We start from the raw sequence: 21,487 nt of genomic DNA, 5'->3' as shown, positions 1-21,487 counted from the left end.
CCGTCCAGGAGGCCGGACGCCCAGCCGACGCCCAGCGGGCACTCAGCCGGCGCTCAGCGGGCGCTCAGCAGGCCCCCAGCGACTCGAACCGCCACCGGTGCACCGGACGGGTGACCAGGTCGCCGTCCGGCTCCGGGAGTTCGGGGAGGTCGGCGTCGTACGGGGCATCCCACCAGGTGATGACCAGGACACGGTCCTGGGGGGCGCGGAAGGACTCGCGGCGCAGGGGGCGCCGGGCGAGCTCCCGGACCCGCTCCTCCGCCCAGGCCACCAGGTCGGGTCCCCGGCCGGGGACCGCGCGGGCCTCCCACATCAGCGCGACCGTCATGAGTACAGGTTCTCCCCTGCCGTCTCGTGCACGTGGTCGTGGGTGTGCGCGATGCCCGGCACGTGGGGCTCGGTGACCGGCAGGGAGGAGTCGGCCGACAGGTCCCAGTCGGAGGCGGGGCGGTTACGGGCGACCATCTCGGCGCCGAGCGCGGCGACCATCGCGCCGTTGTCCGTGCACAGCTTGGGGCGGGGCACGCGCAGCCGGATGCCTGCCGCCTCGCACCGCTCCTGGGCCAGGGCCCGCAGGCGGGAGTTGGCGGCGACACCGCCGCCGATCATCAGGTGGTCGACGCCCTCGTCCTTGCAGGCCCGTACGGCCTTGCGGGTGAGGACGTCCACGACCGCCTCCTGGAAGGACGCCGACACGTCGCGCACGGGGACGTCCTCGCCCGCCGCGCGCTTGGCCTCGATCCAGCGGGCCACGGCCGTCTTCAGGCCGGAGAAGGAGAAGTCGTACGCCGGGTCGCGCGGGCCGGTCAGACCGCGCGGGAACGCGATCGCCTCCGGGTCGCCCTCGCGGGCATAGCGGTCGATGACCGGGCCGCCGGGGAAACCGAGGTTCAGCACCCGGGCGATCTTGTCGAATGCCTCGCCGGCCGCGTCGTCGATGGTCGCGCCGAGGGGCCGGACGTCGGCGGTGATGTCGGTGGACAGCAGGAGCGAGGAGTGGCCGCCGGAGACCAGCAGCGCCATCGTCGGCTCGGGCAGCGCCCCGTGTTCCAGCTGGTCGACGCAGATGTGGGAGGCGAGGTGGTTGACGCCGTAGAGGGGCTTGCCGAGGGCGTAGGCGTACGCCTTGGCCGCCGAGACGCCGACCAGGAGCGCGCCGGCGAGGCCGGGGCCGGCGGTGACGGCGATGCCGTCGAGGTCGCGGGCGGCGACGCCCGCTTCCTTCAGCGCGCGCTGGATGGTGGGGACCATCGCCTCCAGGTGGGCGCGGGAGGCGACCTCCGGGACGACGCCGCCGAAGCGGGCGTGCTCGTCGACGCTGGAGGCGACGGCGTCCGCCAGCAGGGTGGTCCCGCGCACGACGCCGACACCGGTCTCGTCGCAGGAGGTCTCGATCCCCAGCACCAGGGGTTCGTCAGCCATGGGTCTCGGTTCCTTGTACGGCGTTCCCGGGGTTGCCCGGGTTCACGGAGATGGACGGGTCGGTCAGCCGCATCACCAGGGCGTCCACGTTCCCCGGCTGGTAGTAGCCGGGGCGGACGCCGATGATCTCGAAGCCGAAGCGCTCGTAGAGCTTCTGGGCGCGGACGTTGTCCACCCGGCACTCCAGCATCACTTCGGTGCACTCGAAGGCGGTCGCCGCGTGCAGCAGTTCGGTCAGCAGCCGGGAACCGAGGCCGGTGCCCCAGTGGTCCCGGGTGACGGCGATGGTCTGGATGTCGGCGCAGGCGGCCGGGCCGCCCTCGTCGGACTCCGCGCCGGAGGTGGTCAGGCCCGCGTAGCCGACGAGCCGGCCGTCCTCCTCGGCGACGTAGTAGCGCCGGGTCGCCCCGGGGCCGCGGGCGTGGGCCAGTTCGGACCAGAACATCCCGCGCGACCAGGCGTCCTCGGGGAACAGGTCCCGTTCCAGCTCCAGTACGGAGTCGATGTCCCACCAGCGCATCTCGCGCAGCACGGCCGTCTCGCATCCCGTCACTTGGGGGTGACCACCTTGTAGTTCTTGGGGACCTGGGCATCGGGCCGGCGCAGGTACAGCGGCCGGGGCGCGGGCAGTTCCCCGCCCGCCGCGAGCCGCTCGGCGGCCAGCCGGGCCAGGGCGGCGGCGGACACGTGCTCGGGCTCGTGCGCCTGGGGGAAGGTGTCCGGGTAGAGCAGCGCGCCCGCGCCGACGGCCGGGAGCCCGGCCACCTGGTCCGCGATGTCGGCGGGCCGGTCCACGGCGGGCTCGGTGAGGCGGGTGCGGGAGTCGGCGTAGCGGGCCCAGTAGACCTCCTTGCGGCGGGCGTCGGTCGCCACGACGAAGGGGCCCGCCAGGTCGGCCGCGTAGGCGAGGCCGTCCAGCGTGCACACACCGTGCACGGGGACGCCGAGGGCCAGTCCGAAGGTGTCCGCGGTCATCAGGCCGACGCGCAGCCCGGTGTAGGGGCCGGGTCCGATGCCGACGACGATGCCGGTGACGGCGTCCAGCCGCAGGCCTGCCTCGGCGAGGACCCGGTCGATCGCCGGGAGCAGCAGCTCGCCGTGCCGGCGGGCGTCCACCTGGCTGGACGAGGCGATGACGTCGTCGCCGTCGTGCAGCGCGACGGTGACGGCGGGGGTTGCGGTATCCAGAGCGAGCAAGAGCACGCAAACAGCCTACGGCTCCCGCGCCCCGGCCACGGCCGCACCGGCCGGATGGTCACGTACTGCTACGGTCGCGACGGCATGCGTACATAACGGAGCGGATCGGGACAGAGGTGGCGGCGGTGTCAGGCAGCAGCTCGATGTGCGTGGCGGGGCTGACCGCGGCGGCCCTCGCGACGGTCGGCTTCCTCGGCCACCAGGCGGCGGCGAACGTGCCGCCCGAGCTGCGCCGGCCGGCCTCCGGGGCCGCGGGCGCCGTGCGCAAGGCGCTCCCGGACGCGGGCCGTCCCGCCGCGCTGCCGGGCCGGTCCGGGACCGGCGAGCGGGTCGTGTACTCGCTGCGGGCCGACCGGGTGTGGCTGGTGGCGGAGAGCGGCACGGTGCGCCGTACCTTCGGGGTCAGCCCGAGCACGGTGGACCCGGCACCGGGCTCCTACCGGGTCACGTCCCGGTCGAAGGAGGTCACCGGATCGGACGGCGTGCCGATCGAGCACGTCGTGCGCTTCACCGCCGTCGACGGCACGGCGATCGGGTTCAGCGCCGCGAAGGACGGTTCGGCGCCGGTGCTCGACCCCGGGGAGCCCACGGGCGGCATCCGCGAGACGCGGGCGGACGGCGCGGCCATGTGGGAGTTCGCGACGATCGGACAGACCGTCGTCGTCGTCCCGTGAGACGGGCCGGCCACGCGGCATCCGCCCGCGGAAGGCGAGGGGGCCGGGCCCGCTAGGCGGCGTCGCGGTGCTCCCGGACCGGCTCGCGGCGCCGGGGCTCGGGGGCGCGGGGCGGGGTGGAGACCGCGGCCGCCGCGGCACAGGCGGCGAGCAGGTCACGCATCGGCACCCCGGGAAGCGACCGCTGCTGGGCCGTGGACTCACGAGAGCTCTGGGTGGCCGGCATGGACGCCTCCTGAGGGCCGGGGGCCGGACGTAGTTAGGTACACCTAACTACGCACTGGATACCATGTGACCACGCCGGAGACTCCGAACGCAACAGTTTGCCGACACCATGTCGGAACGATCCCCGCAGCGCGCGGGCCCGAACACGGAACCGCGCACGGGAACGCGAAACGGGCAAGGGAACGGCTCAGGCCGACAGCGCGCTCAGCCCGGCCCCGGCCCACCGCTCGCCCAGGCCGGACACGGTCACGTGCCGCACCTCGTCCGTGGTGTCCCCGACCGCCCGGTGGATGACGACGCGCAGCCGGTCGTCGGCCAGTTCCTCGACCTTGCCCTCGCCCCACTCCACGACGATCACCGACTCGGGCAGCGAGACGTCGAGGTCCAGGTCCTCCATCTCGTCCAGCCCGCCGGCCAGCCGGTAGGCGTCGACGTGCACCAGTGGCGGACCGTCCCCCAGCGACGGGTGCACCCGGGCGATCACGAAGGTCGGGGAGGTGACCGCGCCGCGGACGCCGAGTCCCTCGCCGAGCCCCCGGGTGAGGGTCGTCTTGCCCGCGCCGAGCTCGCCCGAGAGCAGGACGAGGTCGCCGGCGCGCAACAGCTTGGCGAGCCTGCGCCCCAATTCGCGCATCTGTTCGGGGGAGGTAAGGGTCAGCTCGACGGAGTTCACGGCCGGACCCGGTTCAGCCGGGTTGTGCGGTGCTGCTGCTTCCATAACCACCCACCGTAGTCCCCGCCGGCACCGCGCCCGCGCGGACGAGCAGGTCGGCGAGGCGGTCGGTGACCACCTCCGGGTGCTCCAGCAGCACCAGGTGCCCGGCGTCCGGGACCAGCACCAGTTCGGCGTCGGGCAGCAGGTCGGCGATCGCCTCGCTGTGCTCGCTCGGCGTCACCAGGTCGTCGATCCCGGCCAGCACGAGCACCGGCAGCCCGGCGAAGTGGGCGAGGGCCTCGGTCTTGTCGTGGTCGTGGAACGCCGGGTAGTACTCGGCGACCACGTCGATGGGCGTGCCCTCGATCATCCGCTCGGCGAACCGGGCGACGGCCGGGTCCACGTCCCGCGAGGCGAACGAGTACCGCTTGATGATCCCCGCGAACAGGTCCGCGGTGGCCCGGCGTCCCCGCTCCACCAGTTCCGCCCGCTGCCCCAGCGCGTTCAGCACGCCCGGCAGCACCCGCCGCACCGCGTTGACACCGGCCACCGGCAGCCCGAAGTTGACCTCGCCGAGCCGCCCCGACGACGTCCCGACCAGGACGACACCCGCGCACCGCTCCCGGATCAGCTCCGGGTACTGGTCGGCGAGGGCCATCACCGTCATCCCGCCCATGGAATGACCGGCGAGCACCACGGGCCCCTCGGGCGCCGCCGCGTCGATGACGGCCTTCAGATCCCGCCCCAGCTGCTCGATGGTGACCGGCTCGCCCCGCTCCGCCTGCGCCGCGCCGCGCGCCGAGCGGCCGTGGCTGCGCTGGTCCCAGTACACGGTCCGTACGACGCCCCTGAGCGCGGCCCGCTGGAAGTGCCAGGAGTCCTGGTTGAGGCAGTAGCCGTGGCTGAAGACGACGGTGACCGGGGCCGGGGGCCGGCGGCCGAACAGCCGGCGGCGCCGCGCGGGTGTGGCGTCCGGGTCGGGGTCGACGTCGTCGACCTCGTAGTACAGCTCGGTGCCGTCGTCGGCGTACGCCCTGCCGGGTGTGCCGCGCAGGGCGCCGTAGGGTCCGGCGGAGTCGAGGGCGAGCCTGGCCTTCTTCCGCATGCCCCGGCCGACCGTCATCCGCTCTATGGCGACACCCGCGGCGGCCCCCGTGGCGAGCACGCCTATCGCCACGCCCGCGACACCGGTGGCCCGGCGCCAGCCCCCGCGGGAGACCTCGGCCGCGGCGGCCGCCGCCTCCGCGATGCCCTCGCTCACCTGCCGCTCCCCTCCTCCGGGTCGTTCCCCTCGTTCACATGGACGCGCGGGACGCGGTGTCCGATCCGGGTGACGATCTCGTACGCGATGGTCCCGGCCGCCTGCGCCCAGTCCTCGGCGGTGGGCTCGCCGCGGTCGCCCGGGCCGAAGAGGACGGCCTCGGCGCCCGGCCCCGGGTCGTCCCCGCCCAGGTCGACGACGAACTGGTCCATCGCGACCCTCCCCGCGACGGTGCGCCACTTGCCCTCGACCAGCACGGGCCCGGCGGAGGAGGCGTGGCGCGGGATGCCGTCCGCGTAACCGAGCGGGACCAGGCCGAGGGTGGTCGCGCCGGGGGTGACGTAGTGGTGGCCGTAGCTGACGCCGTGTCCGCCGGGGACGTGCTTCACCAGGGCCAGTGAGGCGGACAGGGTCATCACCGGGCGCAGGCCGAAGTCGGCGGAGGTGCCGACCTCGGGGCTGGGCGAGACGCCGTACATCGCGATGCCGGGGCGGACGAGGTCGAAGTGGCTCTCGGGAAGGGTGAGCGTGGCCGGCGAGTTGGCGATGTGCCGCACCTCGGGGTCGGCACCCTGCCCCTCCGCGTACGCCACCATCTCCCGGAACCGGGAGAGCTGGGCGGCGATGGAGGGGTGCCCCGGCTCGTCGGCGCAGGCGAAGTGGGACCACAGTCCGGTGACCCGCAGCAGCCCCTCGGCCTCGGCGCGCAGCGCGCCCGCGACCAGCTCGGCCCAGTCCGCGGGCTGGCAGCCGCCGCGTCCCAGCCCGGTGTCGGCCTTGAGCTGCACCCGCGCGGGACGTCCGGCGAGACGGGCGGCCCGGGTGACCTCGTCCAGCGCCCACGTCCCGCTCAGGGAGACGTCCACACCGGCCTCGATCGCCTCCCGCCAGGGCCCGCCGGGCGTCCACAGCCAGCACATGATCCGTACGTGGTCCGGCACCCCGGCACCGGGCGCGCGCAGCGCGAGCGCCTCCTGCGGGGTGGCGGTGCCCAGCCAGGTCGCCCCGGCCCCGACAGCGGCCCGGGCGCAGGCGGCCGCGCCGTGCCCGTAGGCGTCCGCCTTGACGACGGCCATGAGGGCGGCGCCGGGCGCGCGCTCACGCAGGGTCCGTACATTGGCCCGCAGGGCGGCGAGGTCGATCTCGGCGCGGGCCCGCAGCTCCGCGCCGGACGGGGCAACTGTCTCTTTCATCCCGCACAGTCTCTCAGAGCGCCGTAACGGGCCCGTCCGGCCCGTGGGGTCAAAGGCCCACCCCGGACCGGACGGAGCTCCGGGGACGCCACCGCCAGGAACGCCGGAGGGCCCGGCCTTCCGGAGACCGGCCGCGCGGGCGGGAACTCCTGCCCCGCAGCCACACACCCGCTCACCCCCGCACGACGCTCCGCCACGCCCCCGCGATCGCCTCCGCCACGTCCTGGGCCCTCGCCGGTGCCCCGTCCGCCGCGAAGCGGCCGGCCAGGCCGTGCAGGTACGCCGCCGCGCTGCCCGCGTCCACCGTCGGCAGTCCCGCCGCCAGCAGTGACCCCGCCAGTCCCGACAGCACGTCCCCGCTGCCGGCCGTGGCCAGCCACGAGGTGCCCGTGGGGTTCACCCGCACCGGCCCCTCACCACCCGCGCCCGCGACCAGCGTCGTCGACCCCTTCAACAGCACCGCCGCCCCGTACCGCCCCGCCAGCTCGCGGACCGCGCCCAGCCGGCCCTCCTCGACCTCCTCCCGCTCGACACCGAGCAGTGCCGCCGCCTCCCCCGCGTGCGGGGTCAGCAGCGTCGGCGCCCGCCGGGCCCGTACCGCCGACGCCTCCGCCAGCCGCAGCCCGTCCGCGTCGATCAGCACCGGCACGTCCGCCGCCAGGACCTCCGCGACCGTCGCCGCGTCGTCCCCGGCCCCGGGTCCGACCACCCACGCCTGCACGCGCCCCGCATGCTTCGGCCCCCGGTCGGACACCAGCGTCTCGGGGAAGCGGGCGATCACGGCCTGCCCGGCGGGACCGACGTACCGCACGGCCCCCGCCCCGCCCCGCAGCGCGCCCGCCACCGCGAGCACCGCGGCCCCCGGGTAGCGGCCGGACCCGGCCGCGACGCCGACGACGCCCCTGCGGTACTTGTCGCTCTCGGCGGCAGGCACCGGCAGCAGCCGCGCCACGTCGGCGTGCTGCAACGCCTCCAGTTCCGGCCGGGCCGGAAGGGACAGCCCGATGTCGACCAGCCGCACCGCCCCCGCGTACTCCCGCGCCGGATCGACCAGCAGTCCCGGCTTGTGCGTCCCGAACGTCACCGTGAGGTCGGCACGCAGCGCCCTGCCCCGCACCTCCCCGGTGCCGGCGTCGACCCCGCTGGGCAGGTCGACGGCGACGACCACCGCCCGGGACCGCTCCGCGGCCTCCGCGAGCGGCACGGCATCCGGACGCAGCCCGCCCGTGCCGCCGATCCCGATGATGCCGTCGAGGACGAGATCCGCCCCCTCGATCAGCTCCTCCGCACCGGCCGCCCCGGCCACCCGGCCCCCCGCCCGGCGCAGCGCCGCGAGTCCTCCGGCGTGGGCGCGCTCCGGCGCGAGCAGCACCGCGCTCACCCCCGCGCCGCGCCGGGCGAGCCGGGCGCCGGCGTACAGGGCGTCGCCGCCGTTGTCCCCGCTGCCGACCAGGAGCACGACCCTGCTGCCGTACACCCGCCCCAGCACATCCGCGCAGGCCGCGGCGAGCCCGGCGGCGGCGCGCTGCATCAGCGCGCCCTCCGGCAGCCGTGCCATCAGTTCCCGCTCCGCCGCCCTGACCGTCTCCACGCTGTACGCAGTCCGCATGCGTCCGAGTTTCCCGCACGGGCGCGACCGACTCCCGTAACCGGGCGGGCACCCGCTTGACTCCTTGCCATGCCCTTGCCAAACTCTCCGGCCCTCACCGTGTGAATCGATTCAGTCGAACCGTTTCGACAACACGACGACACGACGACTCCTGACGACACCTGACGACAGAGACAGAGGACCCATGCGACGCAGAGCCGCACTTCTCGCAGCAGCCGGCGCCACCGCACTCCTCACCACCGTCGGCACCCTGACGGCCCCGGCCACCGCCGCGACCTCCCCCACGACCACCGCCGCCCCGGCCCCCGCCCGCGCCGCCGCGTGCGGTGACGGCTCCTACCAGGCCGAGGCCGTCCTCAACGGCAGCACCTGGACCGCCCGGCGCGGCAGCGGCACGGTCTACACCGGCACGGACATGCGCGCGGCGGTCCAGGCGGCGATCAGCAGCCTGTCCTCCGGACGCACCAGCAAGGAACGGGTCGTCGTCCGCGGCTCGGGCTCGATCTCCGCCGGCTCCCGCATCTCCCTGCCGAGCTACACGGTCCTCGACGTCTGCGGCACCATCAACGTGACCGGCAGCGGCACCGGCGACCAGGCCCCGGTCTACTCCCGCGGCACCCGTGACATCGAGGTGCAGCACCTCAACGTCACCGGCGCCCCGCTGTACGGCGTCTTCCTGCGCAACGTGCAGAACGTGGTCCTGGGCCAGATCGACATGCGCCTGACGCGCGGCCTGGGCGTCCGCGTCGACAACCGCGGCGACACCAGCCAGTGGACCCGCAATGTGCGCATCGACAACGTCTACGTCTCCGGCGCCTCCAGCCACGCCGTGGAGACCTACGGAGTCGACGGCCTGACCGTCGGCACGGTGACCGCGCGCGACGTCGGCGAGTCCGGCCTGCTGCTGAACCAGACCGTCAACGCCACCGTCTCCAGGGTCGACGCGGAGAACGCGGGCACCGGCACCGGGTACGCGGCCTTCCGCATGGCCAACCGCAACGGCCGCATCGGCAGTTCGTACGCCACCAACATCCGCGTGGGCGAGGTCGTCGCGCGCGGCGGCGGGCGCGGCGTGTTCTGCGTCTCGGAGAGCGGCGGCGCGACGATCGACCGGATCACGCTCTCGAACACCGGCAACAACGCGATCCTGATCGAGAACTGCTACAACGTGAACCTCGCCGCCCAGAGCGGCACGGTCACCGGCGGCGGCGAGATCCGTCTGGCCGCGCGCACGGAGTTCGCCAACAACCGGGACATCACCGTCCAGAACCTCACGGTGACGAACTCCTCGATCCGCGAGAGCCCTTGCGGCGAGAACACGACGTTCCGCAACAACCGCCTGGTGAACAGCAGTCAGTCGATCTGCTGACGCACGGCCGCGGGGTGCGGCCCACCCGGCCGCACCCCGCGTCACGTCGCTTCGCCCGCGCTCGTCTCAGTTCGTGCTGAGCATGCCCGCCCGCAGCTTCTTCAGCGTGCGGGACAGCAGCCGCGACACGTGCATCTGCGAGCAGCCGAGCCGCTCACCGATCTCCGCCTGCGTCAGCTCCTCCACGAACCGCCAGTGCACGATCTTCCGCTCGCGCTCGTCGAGCTCGGCGATCATCGGGGCGAGCGCGTGGAAGTCCTCGACCAGTTCGAGGGCCGCGTCCTCGGCCCCGATGAAGTCGGCGAGCACGCTCTCGCCGTCCGGCTCGCTGCCGATGGTGGCGTCCAGCGAGGAGGAGTTGTAGCCGTTGGAGGCGATCCGGGCCTCGTTGACCTCGGCCTCGGTCAGGCTCATCAGCTGGGCGAGTTCGGCGGTCGTGGGCGTACGGCCCAGCCGGCTGCGCAGTTCCTCGGTGGCGCGGGCGAGCTGCACCCGGGCCTCCTGAAGACGCCGCGGGACGTGCACGGACCAGGAGGTGTCCCGGAAGAACCGCTTGATCTCGCCGACGATGTAGGGGATCGCGAAGGAGGTGAACTCCACCTCGCGGGACAGCTCGAACCGGTCGATCGCCTTGATCAGACCGATCATGCCGACCTGGACGATGTCCTCCATCTCCTCCGGCCCGCGGCTGCGGAACCGGCCGGCCGCGTAGCGGACCAGGGACATGTTCATCTCGATCAGCGTGTTGCGCGCGTACTGGTACTCGTGCGTGCCCTCCTCCAGCTCCGTGAGCCGGCGGAAGAACTGCTTGGACAGTTCGCGTGCGTCCTGGGGCGCGACCTGGCCGGGATCGACGACCTCCGGCAGCTCGGTCACGCGCTGAGCTCGGTCCGTCCGCGCCATCGTCGACGTCACAGTTAGCCCTCCCAAATCGATCGGCTCCCGGTTCCGGGCGCCGGCTTCTGGCGAATACCCCCGTTCAGGCGAAGCACGCATCGCTTCTCCGGAACAACCGTACGGGATTCACCGGCGGTGCCTGCCGAGCAGCCGCACGAGGGCGAGGACCACGGTGAGCACGGCGGCGACGGCGAGGAGGACCTCACCCCACACCGGCAGGCCGGCCCCGGCCCCGGTCCCGGGGAACGCGAACAGCTCCCTCACCCCTCCGCGACGACGACCGCCGACGCCACCCCGGCGTCATGACTGAGGGACACGTGCCAGGCCCGTACGCCGAGTTCCGCGGCCCGCGCCGCCACGGTCCCCGTCACCCGCAGCCGCGGCTGCCCGCTGTCCTCGCACCACACCTCGGCGTCGGTCCAGTGCAGCCCGGCGGGCGCCCCGAGCGCCTTGGCCAGCGCCTCCTTGGCGGCGAAGCGTGCCGCGAGGGAGGCGACACCGCGCCGCTCCCCGCTGGGCAGCAGCAGTTCGCTCTCCCGGAAGAGGCGCTGAGCGAGCGCGGGCGTCCGCTCCAGCGAGGCCGCGAACCGGTCGATCTCCGCCACGTCGATCCCGACTCCGATGATGCTCATACGGGCACCTTACGGCGGACCGGGGCCCGCCCCGGGGTGCCGCCTCCTACTCCACCGTCACCGACTTGGCGAGGTTGCGCGGCTGGTCCACCTCGTTGCCCCGGGCCGTGGCCAGCTCGCACGCGAACACCTGCAGGGGGACGGTCGCCACCAGCGGCTGGAGGAGCGTGGGCGTGACCGGAATGCGGATCAGGTGGTCGGCGTACGGCACCACCGCCTCGTCGCCCTCCTCCGCGACGACGATCGTGCGCGCGCCACGCGCCCGGATCTCCTGGATGTTGGAGACGATCTTGTCGTGGAGGACCGACCGGCCCCGCGGCGACGGGACGACCACCACCACCGGCAGGTCGTCCTCGATGAGCGCGATCGGCCCGTGCTTCAGCTCGCCCGCCGCGAAGCCCTCCGCGTGCATGTAGGCGAGCTCCTTCAGCTTCAGGGCCCCCTCCAGCGCCACCGGATAGCCCACGTGCCGCCCGAGGAACAGCACCGTGTTCTTCCCCGCCAGCGACCGGGCCAGCTCCCGTACCGGTTCCATGGTCTCCAGGACCCGGTCCACCGCGCCGGAGATCGAGGACAGGTCCCGCACCACCGCGCGGATCTCGTCGCCCCACTTGGTGCCCCGCACCTGACCCAGGTACAGCGCGACGAGGTAGCAGGCGACCAGCTGCGTCAGGAACGCCTTCGTGGAGGCGACGGCGACCTCCGGGCCGGCGTGCGTGTACAGCACGGCGTCCGACTCGCGCGGGATCGTGGAGCCGTTGGTGTTGCAGATCGCGAGCACCTTGGCGCCCTGCTCGCGGGCGTGCCTCAGCGCCATGAGCGTGTCCATGGTCTCGCCGGACTGGGAGATCGCGACGACCAGGGTCTGCTGGTCGAGGATGGGGTCCCGGTAGCGGAACTCGCTGGCCAGTTCCACCTCGCACGGGATGCGCGTCCAGTGCTCGATGGCGTACTTGGCGATGAGTCCCGCGTGGAAGGCCGTGCCGCAGGCGACGATGACGACCTTGTCGACCTCTCGCAGCACGTTCGCCGGGATGCGGACCTCGTCCAGGGTGAGCGAGCCGGCGCCGTCGATGCGGCCCAGCAGGGTGTCGGCGACGGCCTTCGGCTGCTCGGCGATCTCCTTGAGCATGAAGTAGTCGTAGCCGCCCTTCTCGGCGGCGGAGGCGTCCCAGTCGACGTGGTAGGCGCGGACGTCGGCCGCACGGCCGTCGAAGTCGGTGACGGTCACCGAGTCCCGGCGCAGCTCCACCACCTGGTCCTGCCCCAGCTCGACGGCCTCCCGCGTGTGGGCGATGAAGGCGGCCACGTCGGAGGCGAGGAAGGCCTCCCCCTCCCCCACGCCCACCACCAGCGGGGAGTTGCGCCGCGCACCGACCACCACGTCCGGCTCGTCCGCGTGGACGGCCACCAGGGTGAACGCCCCTTCCAGGCGCCGGCACACCAGCCGCATCGCCTCGGCGAGGTCCGCGCAGGCGGAGAACTCCTCGGCGAGCAGATGGGCGACGACCTCGGTGTCCGTCTCCGAGCCGAGCTCGTGGCCGCGCTCGGTCAACTCCGCGCGCAGCGCGGCGAAGTTCTCGATGATGCCGTTGTGCACGACGGCGACGCGGCCCGCGTTGTCGAGGTGCGGATGGGCGTTGGCGTCGGTCGGACCGCCGTGCGTGGCCCAGCGGGTGTGGCCGATCGCGGTCGTCCCGGCCGGCAGCGGCCGGTCGGCCAGCTCCTTCTCCAGGTTGACGAGTTTCCCGGCCTTCTTCGCCGTGGCCAGCCCGCCGTCGGCCTGCACGGCGACACCCGCCGAGTCGTAGCCCCGGTACTCCAGTCGCTTCAGTCCGGCCGTCACGACGTCCAGCGCCGACTGCGGCCCCACGTAACCCACGATTCCGCACATGCCCGGCAGCCTACGATCCGTCAGCCACCGGAAAGGGCCTCCGCGTGCCCGAAATCGGAAATTCCCACCGGTGCACGAAGCACCGGTGGGAACGGACCGCGGGAATGCGTCAGGCGAGCTTGCCGAGCTGCGCGTCGGAGACCGCCGTCGGGAAGGCGAAGTCCTCGCCGGTGGCGGCGGAGGCGAAGTTGGTGACGGTGAAGGAGGCGACGGTGGCACCCTTGCGGGCGACGACCAGCTTCATCGGCGCCTTCACGCCCTCGTCCGCGGCCAGCAGCGCCGTGATGGCAACCGCCTCGTCGCCACCGCCGGGCGCCTCGGTCTTCTCCACCGACTCGATCGTGAGCGCCTCGCCCATGGCGTCGTAGGCGTAGCCCTCGGCGCACGTGCCGGCGGCGGCCTCGACGTCCTTGAGGACCTGCTCGGCGCCGCCGTCCTCGTAGGAGGCGAGCGTGACGACCATCTGCTCCACGTCGAGGCCGGCGAGCAGGGTCTCCTCGGGACCGGCGTCGGCGGCCGGCTTCTCCGGCTGGCTCGCCCAGGAACGCTTCACCGTGGCGGCCGGCGAGCCGGCGGGGACGCCCATCTGCAGCAGGGCGAGCGGCTGGCAGGCCGCGTCCTTCGACTTCACCTTGTCGGCGGTGGCGTCGTCCTCGGCGGGCACCTCCGTCACCTTGCCGTCCTTGACGTCCGCCTGCGCGAGGGCGGCCTTCTCCAGCTCGGCCGCGGTGAGCGCCTTGGCCGCCGGTGCGGCGGAGGCGGAGGCGGACGAGTCGGCCTTGCCCTTGCCGTCGTCGGCCTTGTCCCCGTCGCCGGAGCCACCGCAGGCGGTGACGAGCAGGGCGAACGCGGCGGCGGAGGCGGCGAGCACGGTACGGCGAACGGGGCTGGTTGTCACGAAGGAACTCTTTCTCGAAGGTGTGGAGAAGATCCACAGCACACTGGCCGCACCCTAGACACAGCGAACCCACAGTTGATCATCGATGACCCACTTGCGTCCCGACCGTGATCACCACGTGATGACGGCGCGCGGAGCGTGACACAGCCCACCTGTCGTCCCGTTCGAACTCCGTTAACAATGGACTGTGATCTCTCCGGTCCCCTCGATGCCCCGGAGCGCCCACCGGCAGCGGCCGGAGGCGACTCCCTACGTCGACCTCACCCGCGCCGAGTGGAGCGCGCTGCGCGACAAGACGCCGCTGCCGCTGTCGGCCGCGGAGGTCGAGCAGCTGCGCGGGCTCGGTGACGTCATCGACCTCGACGAGGTGCGGGACATCTACCTCCCGCTGTCCCGGCTGCTCAATCTCTACGTCGGCGCCACCGACGGGCTGCGGGGCGCGCTCAACACGTTCCTCGGCGAGCAGGGCTCCCAGTCGGGCACCCCCTTCGTCATAGGGGTCGCCGGTTCCGTCGCCGTCGGCAAGTCCACGGTGGCCCGGCTGCTCCGCGCGCTGCTGTCCCGCTGGCCGGAGCATCCGCGCGTGGAGCTGGTCACGACGGACGGTTTCCTGCTGCCGACCAAAGAGCTCCAGGAGCGGGGGCTGATGTCGCGGAAAGGTTTCCCCGAGTCCTACGACCGCCGTGCGCTGACCCGTTTCGTCGCCGACATCAAAGCGGGCAAGAGCGAGGTCACCGCCCCCGTCTACTCCCACCTCATCTACGACATCGTCCCCGGCGAGAAGCTCACGGTGCGCCGCCCGGACATCCTGATCGTCGAGGGTCTCAACGTCCTCCAGCCGGCACTGCCCGGCAAGGACGGCCGTACGCGCGTGGGGCTGGCCGACTACTTCGACTTCAGCGTGTACGTGGATGCCCGCACGGAGGACATCGAGCGCTGGTACCTCAACCGCTTCAAGCGGCTGCGGGAGACGGCGTTCCAGGACCCGTCCTCGTACTTCCGCAAGTACACGCAGGTCTCCGAGGAGGAGGCCCTCGACTACGCCCGCGCGATGTGGCGCACCATCAACAAGCCGAACCTGGTCGAGAACATCGCCCCCACCCGGGGCCGGGCCACCCTGATCCTCCGCAAGGGCCCCGACCACAAGGTCCAGCGCCTCAGGCTGCGCAAGCTGTGAACCTGCCCCCGGCCGCTACGCTGCCGCCATGCTGCACCTGCGCCTGATCACACCGGCCGAACAGACCGACGAGGTGGTCCGGCTGGTCGAGGGGACCATCGGGACGGCGCACCTCTGTGTCCTGCCGGGGGCCGCCCGCGATCCCGCCGGGGACGTCGTGCTGTGCGACGTGGCCAGGGAGGCCGGCGACGACCTGCTCAGCGGGTTGCAGCGGCTCGGGCTGGACAGGTCCGGCTCCATTGCCGTGGAGAACGTCGGCCTGTCGCTGTCGCGGCGCGCGGCCGAGGCGGAGAAGGAAGCGCCGGGCGAGAGCGCGGACGCGGTGCTGTGGGAGCACCTGACCGACGCCACCCACGAGGAGTCCACCCTCTCGGTCACCTACCTCGCGTTCCTCACGCTGGCGACCATGATCGCGGCCTGCGGTGTCGTGCTGGACAACGCGGTCCTCATCGTGGGCGCCATGGCGGTGGGCCCGGAGTTCGGCCCGCTGGCCGGCATCTCCACGGCGGTGGTGCAGCGCCGGCCGCGCCTCGCGGCCCGTTCGCTGCTGGCGCTGCTGGTGGGGTTCGCGGTGGCGATGACCCTGACGGTGGGCTTCAGCCTCTTCATGGACGCGGTCGGACTGTTCACCGAGGAGCAGCTCGAGGGCGAACGGCCGCAGACCGGCTTCGTGTACGCGCCCGACTGGTTCTCCTTCGTCGTGGCGGTCCTCGCCGGAGCGGCCGGCACGCTGTCGCTGACGTCCGCGAAGTCGGGTGCGCTGGTGGGGGTCGCGATCTCGGTGACGACCGTACCGGCCGCCGCGAACGCCGCCGTGGCGCTCAGTTACGGGGACACGGTGCAGACGTGGGGTTCGTCCGAGCAGCTGCTGCTCAACCTGCTGGGCATCACCCTCGCGGGCATCCTGACCCTGCTGACCCAGAAGGCCCTCTGGTCCCGGCAACACGAGCGTCTCCACAGACGCGGGCCCGCCTGACGGGACCGCCCGGCACTCACGCGGGCCGGGGGCCGTTGCGCAGCCCGGCGCGTGCGCGGCGCCCCCCGTAAAGGGGGACCCCAGCTCCCCGCAGCGGGCGCCACCCGAGCCCTCACCCGAGGGAAAGCGACGCCGCAGGCACCGCACCCCGCCACGCCGCAGACAGCCCCAGGCACCGCAGCCCACCACGCCGCAGGCACCCCGCACGCAGACCACCCCGCCCGCGCCGCAGGCACCCCGCGACCGGCTACCCCAGCGCCGACTTCACCGCGTCGGCCAGGCGCCCCGCCACCGTGCGGGCCTGGTCGATGTCCGCGGCCTCGACCATGACCCGGACCAGCGGCTCCGTCCCGGAGGGCCGCAGCAGTACGCGCCCCGTCTCCCCCAGTTCCCGCTCCGCCTCACCCACCGCGGCGGCGAGCTCCGCGGAGGTCTTCACCCGGGCCTTGTCCACGTCCGGCACGTTGACGAGCACCTGCGGCAGCCGCTCCATCACCGACGCCAGCTCCCGCAGCGGGCGCCCGCTGCCCGCGACCCGCGCCGCGAGCAGCAGCCCGGTCAGTGTGCCGTCGCCGGTGGTCGCGTGGTCGAGGATGATGACGTGCCCGGACTGCTCGCCCCCGAGGGCGTACCCCTGGCTCTTCATCTCCTCCAGCACGTACCGGTCGCCGACGGCGGTCTGTACCAGCCGGATGCCCTCGCGCTCCATCGCCAGTTTGAACCCGAGGTTCGACATCACCGTCGCGACGACGGTGTCGGACCGCAGCGCGGACCGTTCCCGCATGGCGAGTGCCAGCACGGCGAGGATCTGGTCGCCGTCGACCTCCTCACCGGTGTGGTCGACGGCCAGGCACCGGTCGGCGTCACCGTCGTGCGCGATGCCCAGTGCGGCACCGTGCTCGACGACCGCGGCCTTGAGCCGGTCGAGGTGTGTCGAGCCGCAGCCTTCGTTGATGTTGAGCCCGTCCGGCTCCGCGCCGATGGTGACGACCTCGGCCCCGGCCCGGGTGAACGCCTCGGGGGAGACCTTCGCGGCGGCGCCGTGCGCCTCGTCGAGGACGATCCGCAGGCCGTCCAGCCGGTTGGGGAGGACGTCGACGAGGTGGGCGACGTACGTCTCCAGCCCTTCCTCGTAGTCCCGCACGCGACCGACGCCGGCGCCGGTGGGCCGGTTCCACGGCGCGCCGGTGCGGTGCTCCTCGTACACGGACTCGATGCGGTCCTCCAGCTCGTCGGCGAGTTTGTGACCGCCGCGGGCGAAGAACTTGATGCCGTTGTCCGGCATGGCGTTGTGGCTCGCGGAGAGCATGACGCCGAGGTCGGCGCCGAGGGCGCCGGTGAGGTGTGCCACGGCCGGCGTGGGCAGTACGCCGACGCGCAGGACGTCGACGCCGGCGCTGGCGAGGCCGGCGACCACGGCGGCTTCGAGGAACTCCCCGGACGCGCGCGGGTCACGCCCGACCACGGCGGTGGGCCGGTGGCCTTCGAACGTGCCGGCCTCCGCCAGTACGTGCGCGGCGGCGACGGACAGGCCGAGCGCCATTTCCGCGGTCAGGTCCGCGTTGGCGACACCGCGCACGCCGTCCGTGCCGAAGAGTCGTCCCACTTGTCCTCCTGATGATGCGTCAGTACCGATAGCCGTACCAGTGCCCCGCCTCCCGGGTCCTGCCGAGGCGTAGGACCCGCCCGTTCGACCGACGGTTGTGCCACTGACGAAGCTTGTGATGTGTTCGACGGCCGTGAGGCGAATGCGGCTCCGCACCTCCGGGCACGCACCGCAACGGGCACGCCCGACGCCCGACCATCCGATCACATTAGCGTTTGAGCGCCTTGTGCCGTTATACGCCCACGCCACTGAATAAACGAACGCCCCGGCGGCACTGTGGCGTGCCGCCGGGGCGTTCGGAGTACGCGCGAGCGCCCTGTGTTTAGCGCTTGCTGTACTGCGGGGCCTTGCGGGCCTTCTTCAGACCGGCCTTCTTGCGCTCGACCGCACGGTCGTCGCGCTTGAGGAAGCCGGCCTTCTTCAGCGGGCCGCGGTTGTTGTCGACGTCCGCCTCGTTCAGCGCACGGGCGACACCGAGACGGAGCGCACCGGCCTGACCGGAGACACCGCCACCCGCGATGCGGGCGATGACGTCGTAGCGGCCTTCGAGCTCGAGCACCTTGAAGGGCTCGTTGACTTCCTGCTGGTGCACCTTGTTCGGGAAGTAGTCCTCGAGGGTGCGACCGTTGATCTTCCACTTGCCGGTGCCCGGGACGATCCGGACGCGGGCGATGGCGTTCTTGCGACGGCCCAGGCCGGCGGCCGGCTGGGGCTCGCCGAAGCGGGACGCCATGGACTCCGAGGTGTACTCGCCCTCGACGGGCACCTCGGACTCGGTGGTGTAGCTGTCGATGTCAAGCTCTTCGAGCGGCTGCTCGGCAGTGGTCTCGGCCACGATGCTCCTCAGATTCTGTTCAGTCTTAGGGGGTGGCCGGACTTACTGCGCGACCTGGGTGATCTCGAACGGCACCGGCTGCTGGGCAGCGTGCGGGTGCTGGTCGCCCGAGTAGACCTTCAGCTTCGAGAGCATCTGACGGCCCAGGGTGTTCTTGGGGAGCATGCCCTTGACGGCCTTCTCGATGGCCTTCTCGGGGTTCTTCGCGAGCAGCTCGTCGTAGCGGACGGAGCGCAGACCACCCGGGTAACCCGAGTGGCGGTACGCCATCTTCTGGGTCCGCTTGTTGCCGGAGAGGTGCACCTTGTCCGCGTTGATGATGATGACGAAGTCACCGGTGTCGACGTGGGGCGCGTAGATCGGCTTGTGCTTGCCGCGCAGGATGGAGGCCGCAGTGGAGGCCAGACGACCCAGGACGATGTCCTGAGCGTCGATGACGTGCCACTGGCGCGTCACATCGCCGGGCTTGGGGCTGTACGTACGCACGGTTCGTAGCCTTCGCTTCTTCAGTGAATGGTCCTGACAAGGTCACCGAAGACGATCACGACAGCCCTGACCGCACTGCGGTGACGCAAACCGCGTGCTGGTCGCTGGTCATCGGTCCGGTGGACCGGTGTAAGGGCCCCTCACGTGAGAATGAGCAAGCCACTACACACAACGAACATGCAGAATACCCATGCTCGGCCGGACGGGTCAAAACGAGACCGCCGTCGGTGACGTCGCCGATGAACTACAACGATTCTACGGCCGTCCCCCGCCCCTCCCCGGCCGGCGGCCGCCCCTCCGGCTCCTCCGGCCCCTCCGGCCCCTCCCGCTTCCCGCCGACCCCACTTGCCCCACTCACCCCACCCTTCCCTCCGCTCCCGCCGGCCCCCCGCACACAGTGGTACGCGACGGTCACCGCCAGCACGCACAGCGTGACCGAGTCCCGGAAGGCGCGCCGCCTCCCCGACTCCAGCCACGGCCAGGTCACCCCCGGCAGCTGCGGGACGAGGGCGAGCCAGAACCAGGGTCGCCGGGTGACCGACCCGGGGTGGGGCAGTCCGGCGAGCAGCAGCGGCAGCACCACCAGCAGGTAGTGGTTGTAGGAGGGCCGCGACACGAGGAACGCCGAGAGCATCAGCCCGGCCGACGTCTCCGCCAGCCGCAGCCCCACCGGCCCCGGCCCCCGCCAGCGCCGGTACGCGCACCCCACCCCCACGGCGGCCGCGAGCACCGCCAGCAGCGTGGCCAGGGCCCGGGGCACGCCCAGCCGGGGCAGCACGGCGGCGGGCCCCGCCTCGTAGAGCCGCAGGAAGGCGTCGTCGCCGGTCAGCAGGAAGGGCAGGGTGCGGGTGACGAAGCCCGCGGGGTCGGGCAGGAACAGGGCCGCCACCACCGAGGTGACGGCCGGCACCAGGACCACCACGGCCAGCGCCCTCCACCGGCGGGCGAAGAGGAACAGCAGCACCATCGGCGCGAGCAGCGGCTTCACCGCCACCGCGACCCCGATGACCGCGCCGGCCGTGACCCACCGGCCCCGGCTCGCCAGCAGCAGGCACAGCGGCAGCGCCAGCACGGCCGTCACCGTCCAGTTGCCCAGCCGCACCAGTTGCCCGAACGGCGCGAACCCGGCCGCGAGACCCAGGAGCCCGAGGACGGCGAGCCGGCTGCGCAGCGGCACCCGGTGCAGCCGCAGCGCGCAGGCCCAGCCCAGGGCGAGCGCGACGGTCACCGCCACCGGCACCAGCACGTCGAGCACGGAGCGCGGCAGCAGCGCCTGCGGGACGGCGGCCATCACCGCGCTCGGGAAATAGAGGAAGTGCCGGTCGTCGTACGGCGATCCGCCGTCCAGCCAGGTCCGCGCGGCGTCCACGACGATCCGGTTGTCCATGCCTCCGTCCGAGGTCACCAGCACCGTATGGACCGTCAGCGCCCCCAGTACGGCCACGAGTCCGGCCCACCACCAGCCGCCCGCCGGACGCACCAACCACCCTGAAATGTCGCTTTTGCCCGTCACCATGCGGGCAACGCTAGGGCCTTCCGCGCCCGTTGGGGCGGACCAGCACACCCCTTGCCCCGTCTAAGATGCGCCCCATGAGTTTTGGGCAGGGGGGACCTTCACAGCAGTGGGATCCCTGGAAACCGAATTCCCAGCAGCCCTGGAGCGGCGGCGGCGCCGACCGGTCGCCCGACTGGGCCGCGCTCGCCGACGCCTCCGAGGCCCGCGCCAAGCGCCGCCGGCTGCTGTTCATCGGCGGTGGCGCGCTCGCCACCGTCGCGATAGGCACGGCCGTGGCGGTCGCCGTCGTCTCGGCGAACGGCGGCAACCAGGCCTCGCCGGGCGCTTCCTCCCAGCTGCCCGGTGCCTCCGACCTGCCGAGCCCGACGGGCACCGTCCCGTCGTTCGCCCCGACGAGCGCCCCGCCGCCGCTGGACCCCAACGACTTCATCGCGAGCGCGGTGAAGGACAAGGCCCCGCTGAGCCCCGACATCCTCTTCCCCGGCACGCAGCTGACCATGGGTGAGACGGTGTACAAGAAGGGCCCGACGGCGGACACCGAGAACTGTGCCTCGGCCGCCAAGGCGACGCTGCCCAAGGCGCTCACCGACAACGCGTGCACGCGCCTGATCCGGGTCACCTACACCAAGGACGACGTGGCGGTGACGGTCGGTGTGGCCGTCTTCGACACCCAGGCGCAGGCGGCCAAGGCCCGGCAGCAGGCCGACAAGAAGAGCATCATCAAGTCGCTGTCGGGCGGCGGGGTCAAGGACTTCTGCTCCGGCGCGGTGTGCCGCTCCACCACCAACACCGTCGGCCGGTACGCCTACTTCACCCTGGCGGGCTTCACCGACGGCAAGAACGTGACGGAGAAGGACAAGGTCGTCTTCGCCACCGGAGACGACCTCCAGGAGTTCACGTTCCGTCAGATCCGCCGCAGGGGCGAGGCGCAGGCGTCGGCGGCGGCGAACGAGTAGCACCGCCGC

23 protein-coding genes are annotated in these 21,487 nt (G+C 72.8%); 5 read left to right on the top strand and 18 right to left on the bottom strand.

Annotated elements, in window-relative coordinates; genetic code table 11:
• Positions 1 to 64: 64 nt before the first annotated feature.
• From IE172_RS18995 to tsaB, 4 genes are read right to left on the bottom strand one after another with little or no spacing between them, the layout of a single operon-like run.
• Positions 65 to 328, bottom strand: a complete 264-nt coding sequence (locus tag IE172_RS18995; RefSeq protein ID WP_190098414.1) for a hypothetical protein — start codon at positions 326 to 328, stop codon at positions 65 to 67.
• On the bottom strand, positions 325 to 1,422 hold the full coding sequence (gene tsaD / locus IE172_RS18990; RefSeq protein WP_190098413.1) for a tRNA (adenosine(37)-N6)-threonylcarbamoyltransferase complex transferase subunit TsaD: 1,098 nt from the start codon (positions 1,420 to 1,422) through the stop codon (positions 325 to 327). The genes IE172_RS18995 and tsaD overlap by 4 nt, the downstream gene beginning before the upstream one ends.
• On the bottom strand, positions 1,415 to 1,975 hold the full coding sequence (rimI, locus tag IE172_RS18985; RefSeq protein ID WP_190098412.1) for a ribosomal protein S18-alanine N-acetyltransferase: 561 nt from the start codon (positions 1,973 to 1,975) through the stop codon (positions 1,415 to 1,417). Before rimI ends, tsaD begins: the two co-directional genes overlap by 8 nt.
• A complete protein-coding gene (gene tsaB / locus IE172_RS18980) occupies positions 1,972 to 2,625 on the bottom strand; it encodes a tRNA (adenosine(37)-N6)-threonylcarbamoyltransferase complex dimerization subunit type 1 TsaB (protein ID WP_190098411.1) in 654 nt (217 codons plus the stop codon). The genes rimI and tsaB overlap by 4 nt, the downstream gene beginning before the upstream one ends.
• A 119-nt stretch (positions 2,626 to 2,744) precedes the next feature.
• Between tsaB and IE172_RS18975 the strand changes: the two genes are divergently transcribed.
• Positions 2,745 to 3,293, top strand: a complete 549-nt coding sequence (locus IE172_RS18975) for a hypothetical protein (protein ID WP_190098410.1) — start codon at positions 2,745 to 2,747, stop codon at positions 3,291 to 3,293.
• Between the two features lie 52 nt (positions 3,294 to 3,345).
• On the opposite strand, the gene IE172_RS18970 is transcribed toward IE172_RS18975, so the two are convergent.
• The 5 genes from IE172_RS18970 to IE172_RS18950 form a co-directional block, all read right to left on the bottom strand.
• The gene (locus IE172_RS18970) at positions 3,346 to 3,519 is read right to left on the bottom strand and encodes a hypothetical protein (RefSeq protein ID WP_190098409.1); all 174 of its coding nucleotides are present in this window, start codon (positions 3,517 to 3,519) and stop codon (positions 3,346 to 3,348) included.
• 186 nt (positions 3,520 to 3,705) lie between these two features.
• The gene (gene tsaE / locus IE172_RS18965; RefSeq protein WP_190098408.1) at positions 3,706 to 4,236 is read right to left on the bottom strand and encodes a tRNA (adenosine(37)-N6)-threonylcarbamoyltransferase complex ATPase subunit type 1 TsaE; all 531 of its coding nucleotides are present in this window, start codon (positions 4,234 to 4,236) and stop codon (positions 3,706 to 3,708) included.
• A complete protein-coding gene (locus tag IE172_RS18960) occupies positions 4,205 to 5,434 on the bottom strand; it encodes an alpha/beta fold hydrolase (RefSeq protein ID WP_190098407.1) in 1,230 nt (409 codons plus the stop codon). The genes tsaE and IE172_RS18960 overlap by 32 nt, the downstream gene beginning before the upstream one ends.
• Positions 5,431 to 6,627: an alanine racemase gene (alr, locus tag IE172_RS18955; protein WP_190098406.1), complete on the bottom strand. Its 1,197-nt coding sequence runs from the start codon at positions 6,625 to 6,627 to the stop codon at positions 5,431 to 5,433. The genes IE172_RS18960 and alr overlap by 4 nt, the downstream gene beginning before the upstream one ends.
• Before the next feature lie 172 nt (positions 6,628 to 6,799).
• Complete coding sequence (locus IE172_RS18950; RefSeq protein ID WP_190098405.1) at positions 6,800 to 8,236, bottom strand: NAD(P)H-hydrate dehydratase; 1,437 nt, start codon at positions 8,234 to 8,236, stop codon at positions 6,800 to 6,802.
• Positions 8,237 to 8,420: 184 nt separating this feature from the next.
• On the opposite strand from IE172_RS18950, the gene IE172_RS18945 reads away from it, so the two are divergent.
• A complete protein-coding gene (locus tag IE172_RS18945; protein ID WP_190098404.1) occupies positions 8,421 to 9,605 on the top strand; it encodes a hypothetical protein in 1,185 nt (394 codons plus the stop codon).
• A 66-nt stretch (positions 9,606 to 9,671) separates the two neighbouring features.
• Here the strand turns inward: IE172_RS18945 and IE172_RS18940 are convergent, their stop codons facing one another.
• The 5 genes from IE172_RS18940 to IE172_RS18920 form a co-directional block, all read right to left on the bottom strand.
• On the bottom strand, positions 9,672 to 10,508 hold the full coding sequence (locus IE172_RS18940) for an RNA polymerase sigma factor SigF (protein WP_190098472.1): 837 nt from the start codon (positions 10,506 to 10,508) through the stop codon (positions 9,672 to 9,674).
• 120 nt (positions 10,509 to 10,628) lie between these two features.
• On the bottom strand, positions 10,629 to 10,766 hold the full coding sequence (locus IE172_RS18935; RefSeq protein ID WP_190098403.1) for a hypothetical protein: 138 nt from the start codon (positions 10,764 to 10,766) through the stop codon (positions 10,629 to 10,631).
• On the bottom strand, positions 10,763 to 11,134 hold the full coding sequence (locus IE172_RS18930; protein WP_190098402.1) for a holo-ACP synthase: 372 nt from the start codon (positions 11,132 to 11,134) through the stop codon (positions 10,763 to 10,765). The genes IE172_RS18935 and IE172_RS18930 overlap by 4 nt, the downstream gene beginning before the upstream one ends.
• A 46-nt stretch (positions 11,135 to 11,180) precedes the next feature.
• Positions 11,181 to 13,028 (bottom strand): glutamine--fructose-6-phosphate transaminase (isomerizing), encoded by a 1,848-nt coding sequence (gene glmS / locus IE172_RS18925; protein WP_190098401.1) that lies wholly within the window; start codon positions 13,026 to 13,028, stop codon positions 11,181 to 11,183.
• A gap of 109 nt (positions 13,029 to 13,137) precedes the next feature.
• On the bottom strand, positions 13,138 to 13,926 hold the full coding sequence (locus IE172_RS18920; protein ID WP_190098400.1) for a hypothetical protein: 789 nt from the start codon (positions 13,924 to 13,926) through the stop codon (positions 13,138 to 13,140).
• A gap of 208 nt (positions 13,927 to 14,134) precedes the next feature.
• Here IE172_RS18920 and coaA point away from each other — a divergent pair, with 208 nt between their 5' ends.
• Both coaA and IE172_RS18910 read left to right on the top strand, forming a co-directional pair.
• Positions 14,135 to 15,103 carry a type I pantothenate kinase gene (coaA, locus tag IE172_RS18915; protein WP_190098399.1) on the top strand — a complete coding sequence of 323 codons (969 nt, stop codon included), beginning with the start codon at positions 14,135 to 14,137 and terminating at the stop codon, positions 15,101 to 15,103.
• A gap of 28 nt (positions 15,104 to 15,131) precedes the next feature.
• Positions 15,132 to 16,079: a DUF389 domain-containing protein gene (locus IE172_RS18910; RefSeq protein WP_190098398.1), complete on the top strand. Its 948-nt coding sequence runs from the start codon at positions 15,132 to 15,134 to the stop codon at positions 16,077 to 16,079.
• A 247-nt stretch (positions 16,080 to 16,326) separates the two neighbouring features.
• On the opposite strand, the gene glmM is transcribed toward IE172_RS18910, so the two are convergent.
• From glmM to IE172_RS18890, 4 genes are all read right to left on the bottom strand, one after another.
• Positions 16,327 to 17,685, bottom strand: coding sequence for a phosphoglucosamine mutase (gene glmM, locus IE172_RS18905; protein WP_190098397.1), 1,359 nt, complete (start codon positions 17,683 to 17,685; stop codon positions 16,327 to 16,329).
• Positions 17,686 to 18,007: 322 nt separating this feature from the next.
• On the bottom strand, positions 18,008 to 18,520 hold the full coding sequence (gene rpsI, locus IE172_RS18900; protein ID WP_004927169.1) for a 30S ribosomal protein S9: 513 nt from the start codon (positions 18,518 to 18,520) through the stop codon (positions 18,008 to 18,010).
• A 42-nt stretch (positions 18,521 to 18,562) separates the two neighbouring features.
• A complete protein-coding gene (gene rplM / locus IE172_RS18895) occupies positions 18,563 to 19,006 on the bottom strand; it encodes a 50S ribosomal protein L13 (RefSeq protein ID WP_190098396.1) in 444 nt (147 codons plus the stop codon).
• A gap of 244 nt (positions 19,007 to 19,250) precedes the next feature.
• Complete coding sequence (locus IE172_RS18890; RefSeq protein WP_190098395.1) at positions 19,251 to 20,522, bottom strand: glycosyltransferase family 87 protein; 1,272 nt, start codon at positions 20,520 to 20,522, stop codon at positions 19,251 to 19,253.
• A 74-nt stretch (positions 20,523 to 20,596) separates the two neighbouring features.
• On the opposite strand from IE172_RS18890, the gene IE172_RS18885 reads away from it, so the two are divergent.
• Complete coding sequence (locus IE172_RS18885) at positions 20,597 to 21,478, top strand: hypothetical protein (protein WP_190098394.1); 882 nt, start codon at positions 20,597 to 20,599, stop codon at positions 21,476 to 21,478.
• Positions 21,479 to 21,487: the final 9 nt, after the last annotated feature.

Origin of the sequence: Streptomyces griseoflavus (genome assembly GCF_014649995.1) — a bacterium.
In the GTDB taxonomy this organism is placed as follows: domain Bacteria; phylum Actinomycetota; class Actinomycetes; order Streptomycetales; family Streptomycetaceae; genus Streptomyces; species Streptomyces griseoflavus.
Note: the sequence above shows the minus strand (reverse complement) of the source record. Positions and strands in the feature narration are given on the sequence as shown.

What these genes read in the sequence shown, in the direction of transcription:
- IE172_RS18950 (WP_190098405.1), bottom strand. Translation starts at nt 8,236, where the DNA reads ATGCGGACTGCGTACAGCGTGGAGACGGTCAGGGCGGCGGAGCGGGAA.
- IE172_RS18940 (WP_190098472.1), bottom strand. Translation starts at nt 10,508, where the DNA reads ATGGCGCGGACGGACCGAGCTCAGCGCGTGACCGAGCTGCCGGAGGTC.
- IE172_RS18995 (WP_190098414.1), bottom strand. Translation starts at nt 328, where the DNA reads ATGACGGTCGCGCTGATGTGGGAGGCCCGCGCGGTCCCCGGCCGGGGA.
- IE172_RS18930 (WP_190098402.1), bottom strand. Translation starts at nt 11,134, where the DNA reads ATGAGCATCATCGGAGTCGGGATCGACGTGGCGGAGATCGACCGGTTC.
- IE172_RS18910 (WP_190098398.1), top strand. Translation starts at nt 15,132, where the DNA reads ATGCTGCACCTGCGCCTGATCACACCGGCCGAACAGACCGACGAGGTG.
- tsaE (WP_190098408.1), bottom strand. Translation starts at nt 4,236, where the DNA reads ATGGAAGCAGCAGCACCGCACAACCCGGCTGAACCGGGTCCGGCCGTG.
- IE172_RS18890 (WP_190098395.1), bottom strand. Translation starts at nt 20,522, where the DNA reads ATGGTGACGGGCAAAAGCGACATTTCAGGGTGGTTGGTGCGTCCGGCG.
- coaA (WP_190098399.1), top strand. Translation starts at nt 14,135, where the DNA reads ATGCCCCGGAGCGCCCACCGGCAGCGGCCGGAGGCGACTCCCTACGTC.
- alr (WP_190098406.1), bottom strand. Translation starts at nt 6,627, where the DNA reads ATGAAAGAGACAGTTGCCCCGTCCGGCGCGGAGCTGCGGGCCCGCGCC.
- tsaD (WP_190098413.1), bottom strand. Translation starts at nt 1,422, where the DNA reads ATGGCTGACGAACCCCTGGTGCTGGGGATCGAGACCTCCTGCGACGAG.
- IE172_RS18970 (WP_190098409.1), bottom strand. Translation starts at nt 3,519, where the DNA reads ATGCCGGCCACCCAGAGCTCTCGTGAGTCCACGGCCCAGCAGCGGTCG.
- glmS (WP_190098401.1), bottom strand. Translation starts at nt 13,028, where the DNA reads ATGTGCGGAATCGTGGGTTACGTGGGGCCGCAGTCGGCGCTGGACGTC.
- IE172_RS18885 (WP_190098394.1), top strand. Translation starts at nt 20,597, where the DNA reads ATGAGTTTTGGGCAGGGGGGACCTTCACAGCAGTGGGATCCCTGGAAA.
- IE172_RS18945 (WP_190098404.1), top strand. Translation starts at nt 8,421, where the DNA reads ATGCGACGCAGAGCCGCACTTCTCGCAGCAGCCGGCGCCACCGCACTC.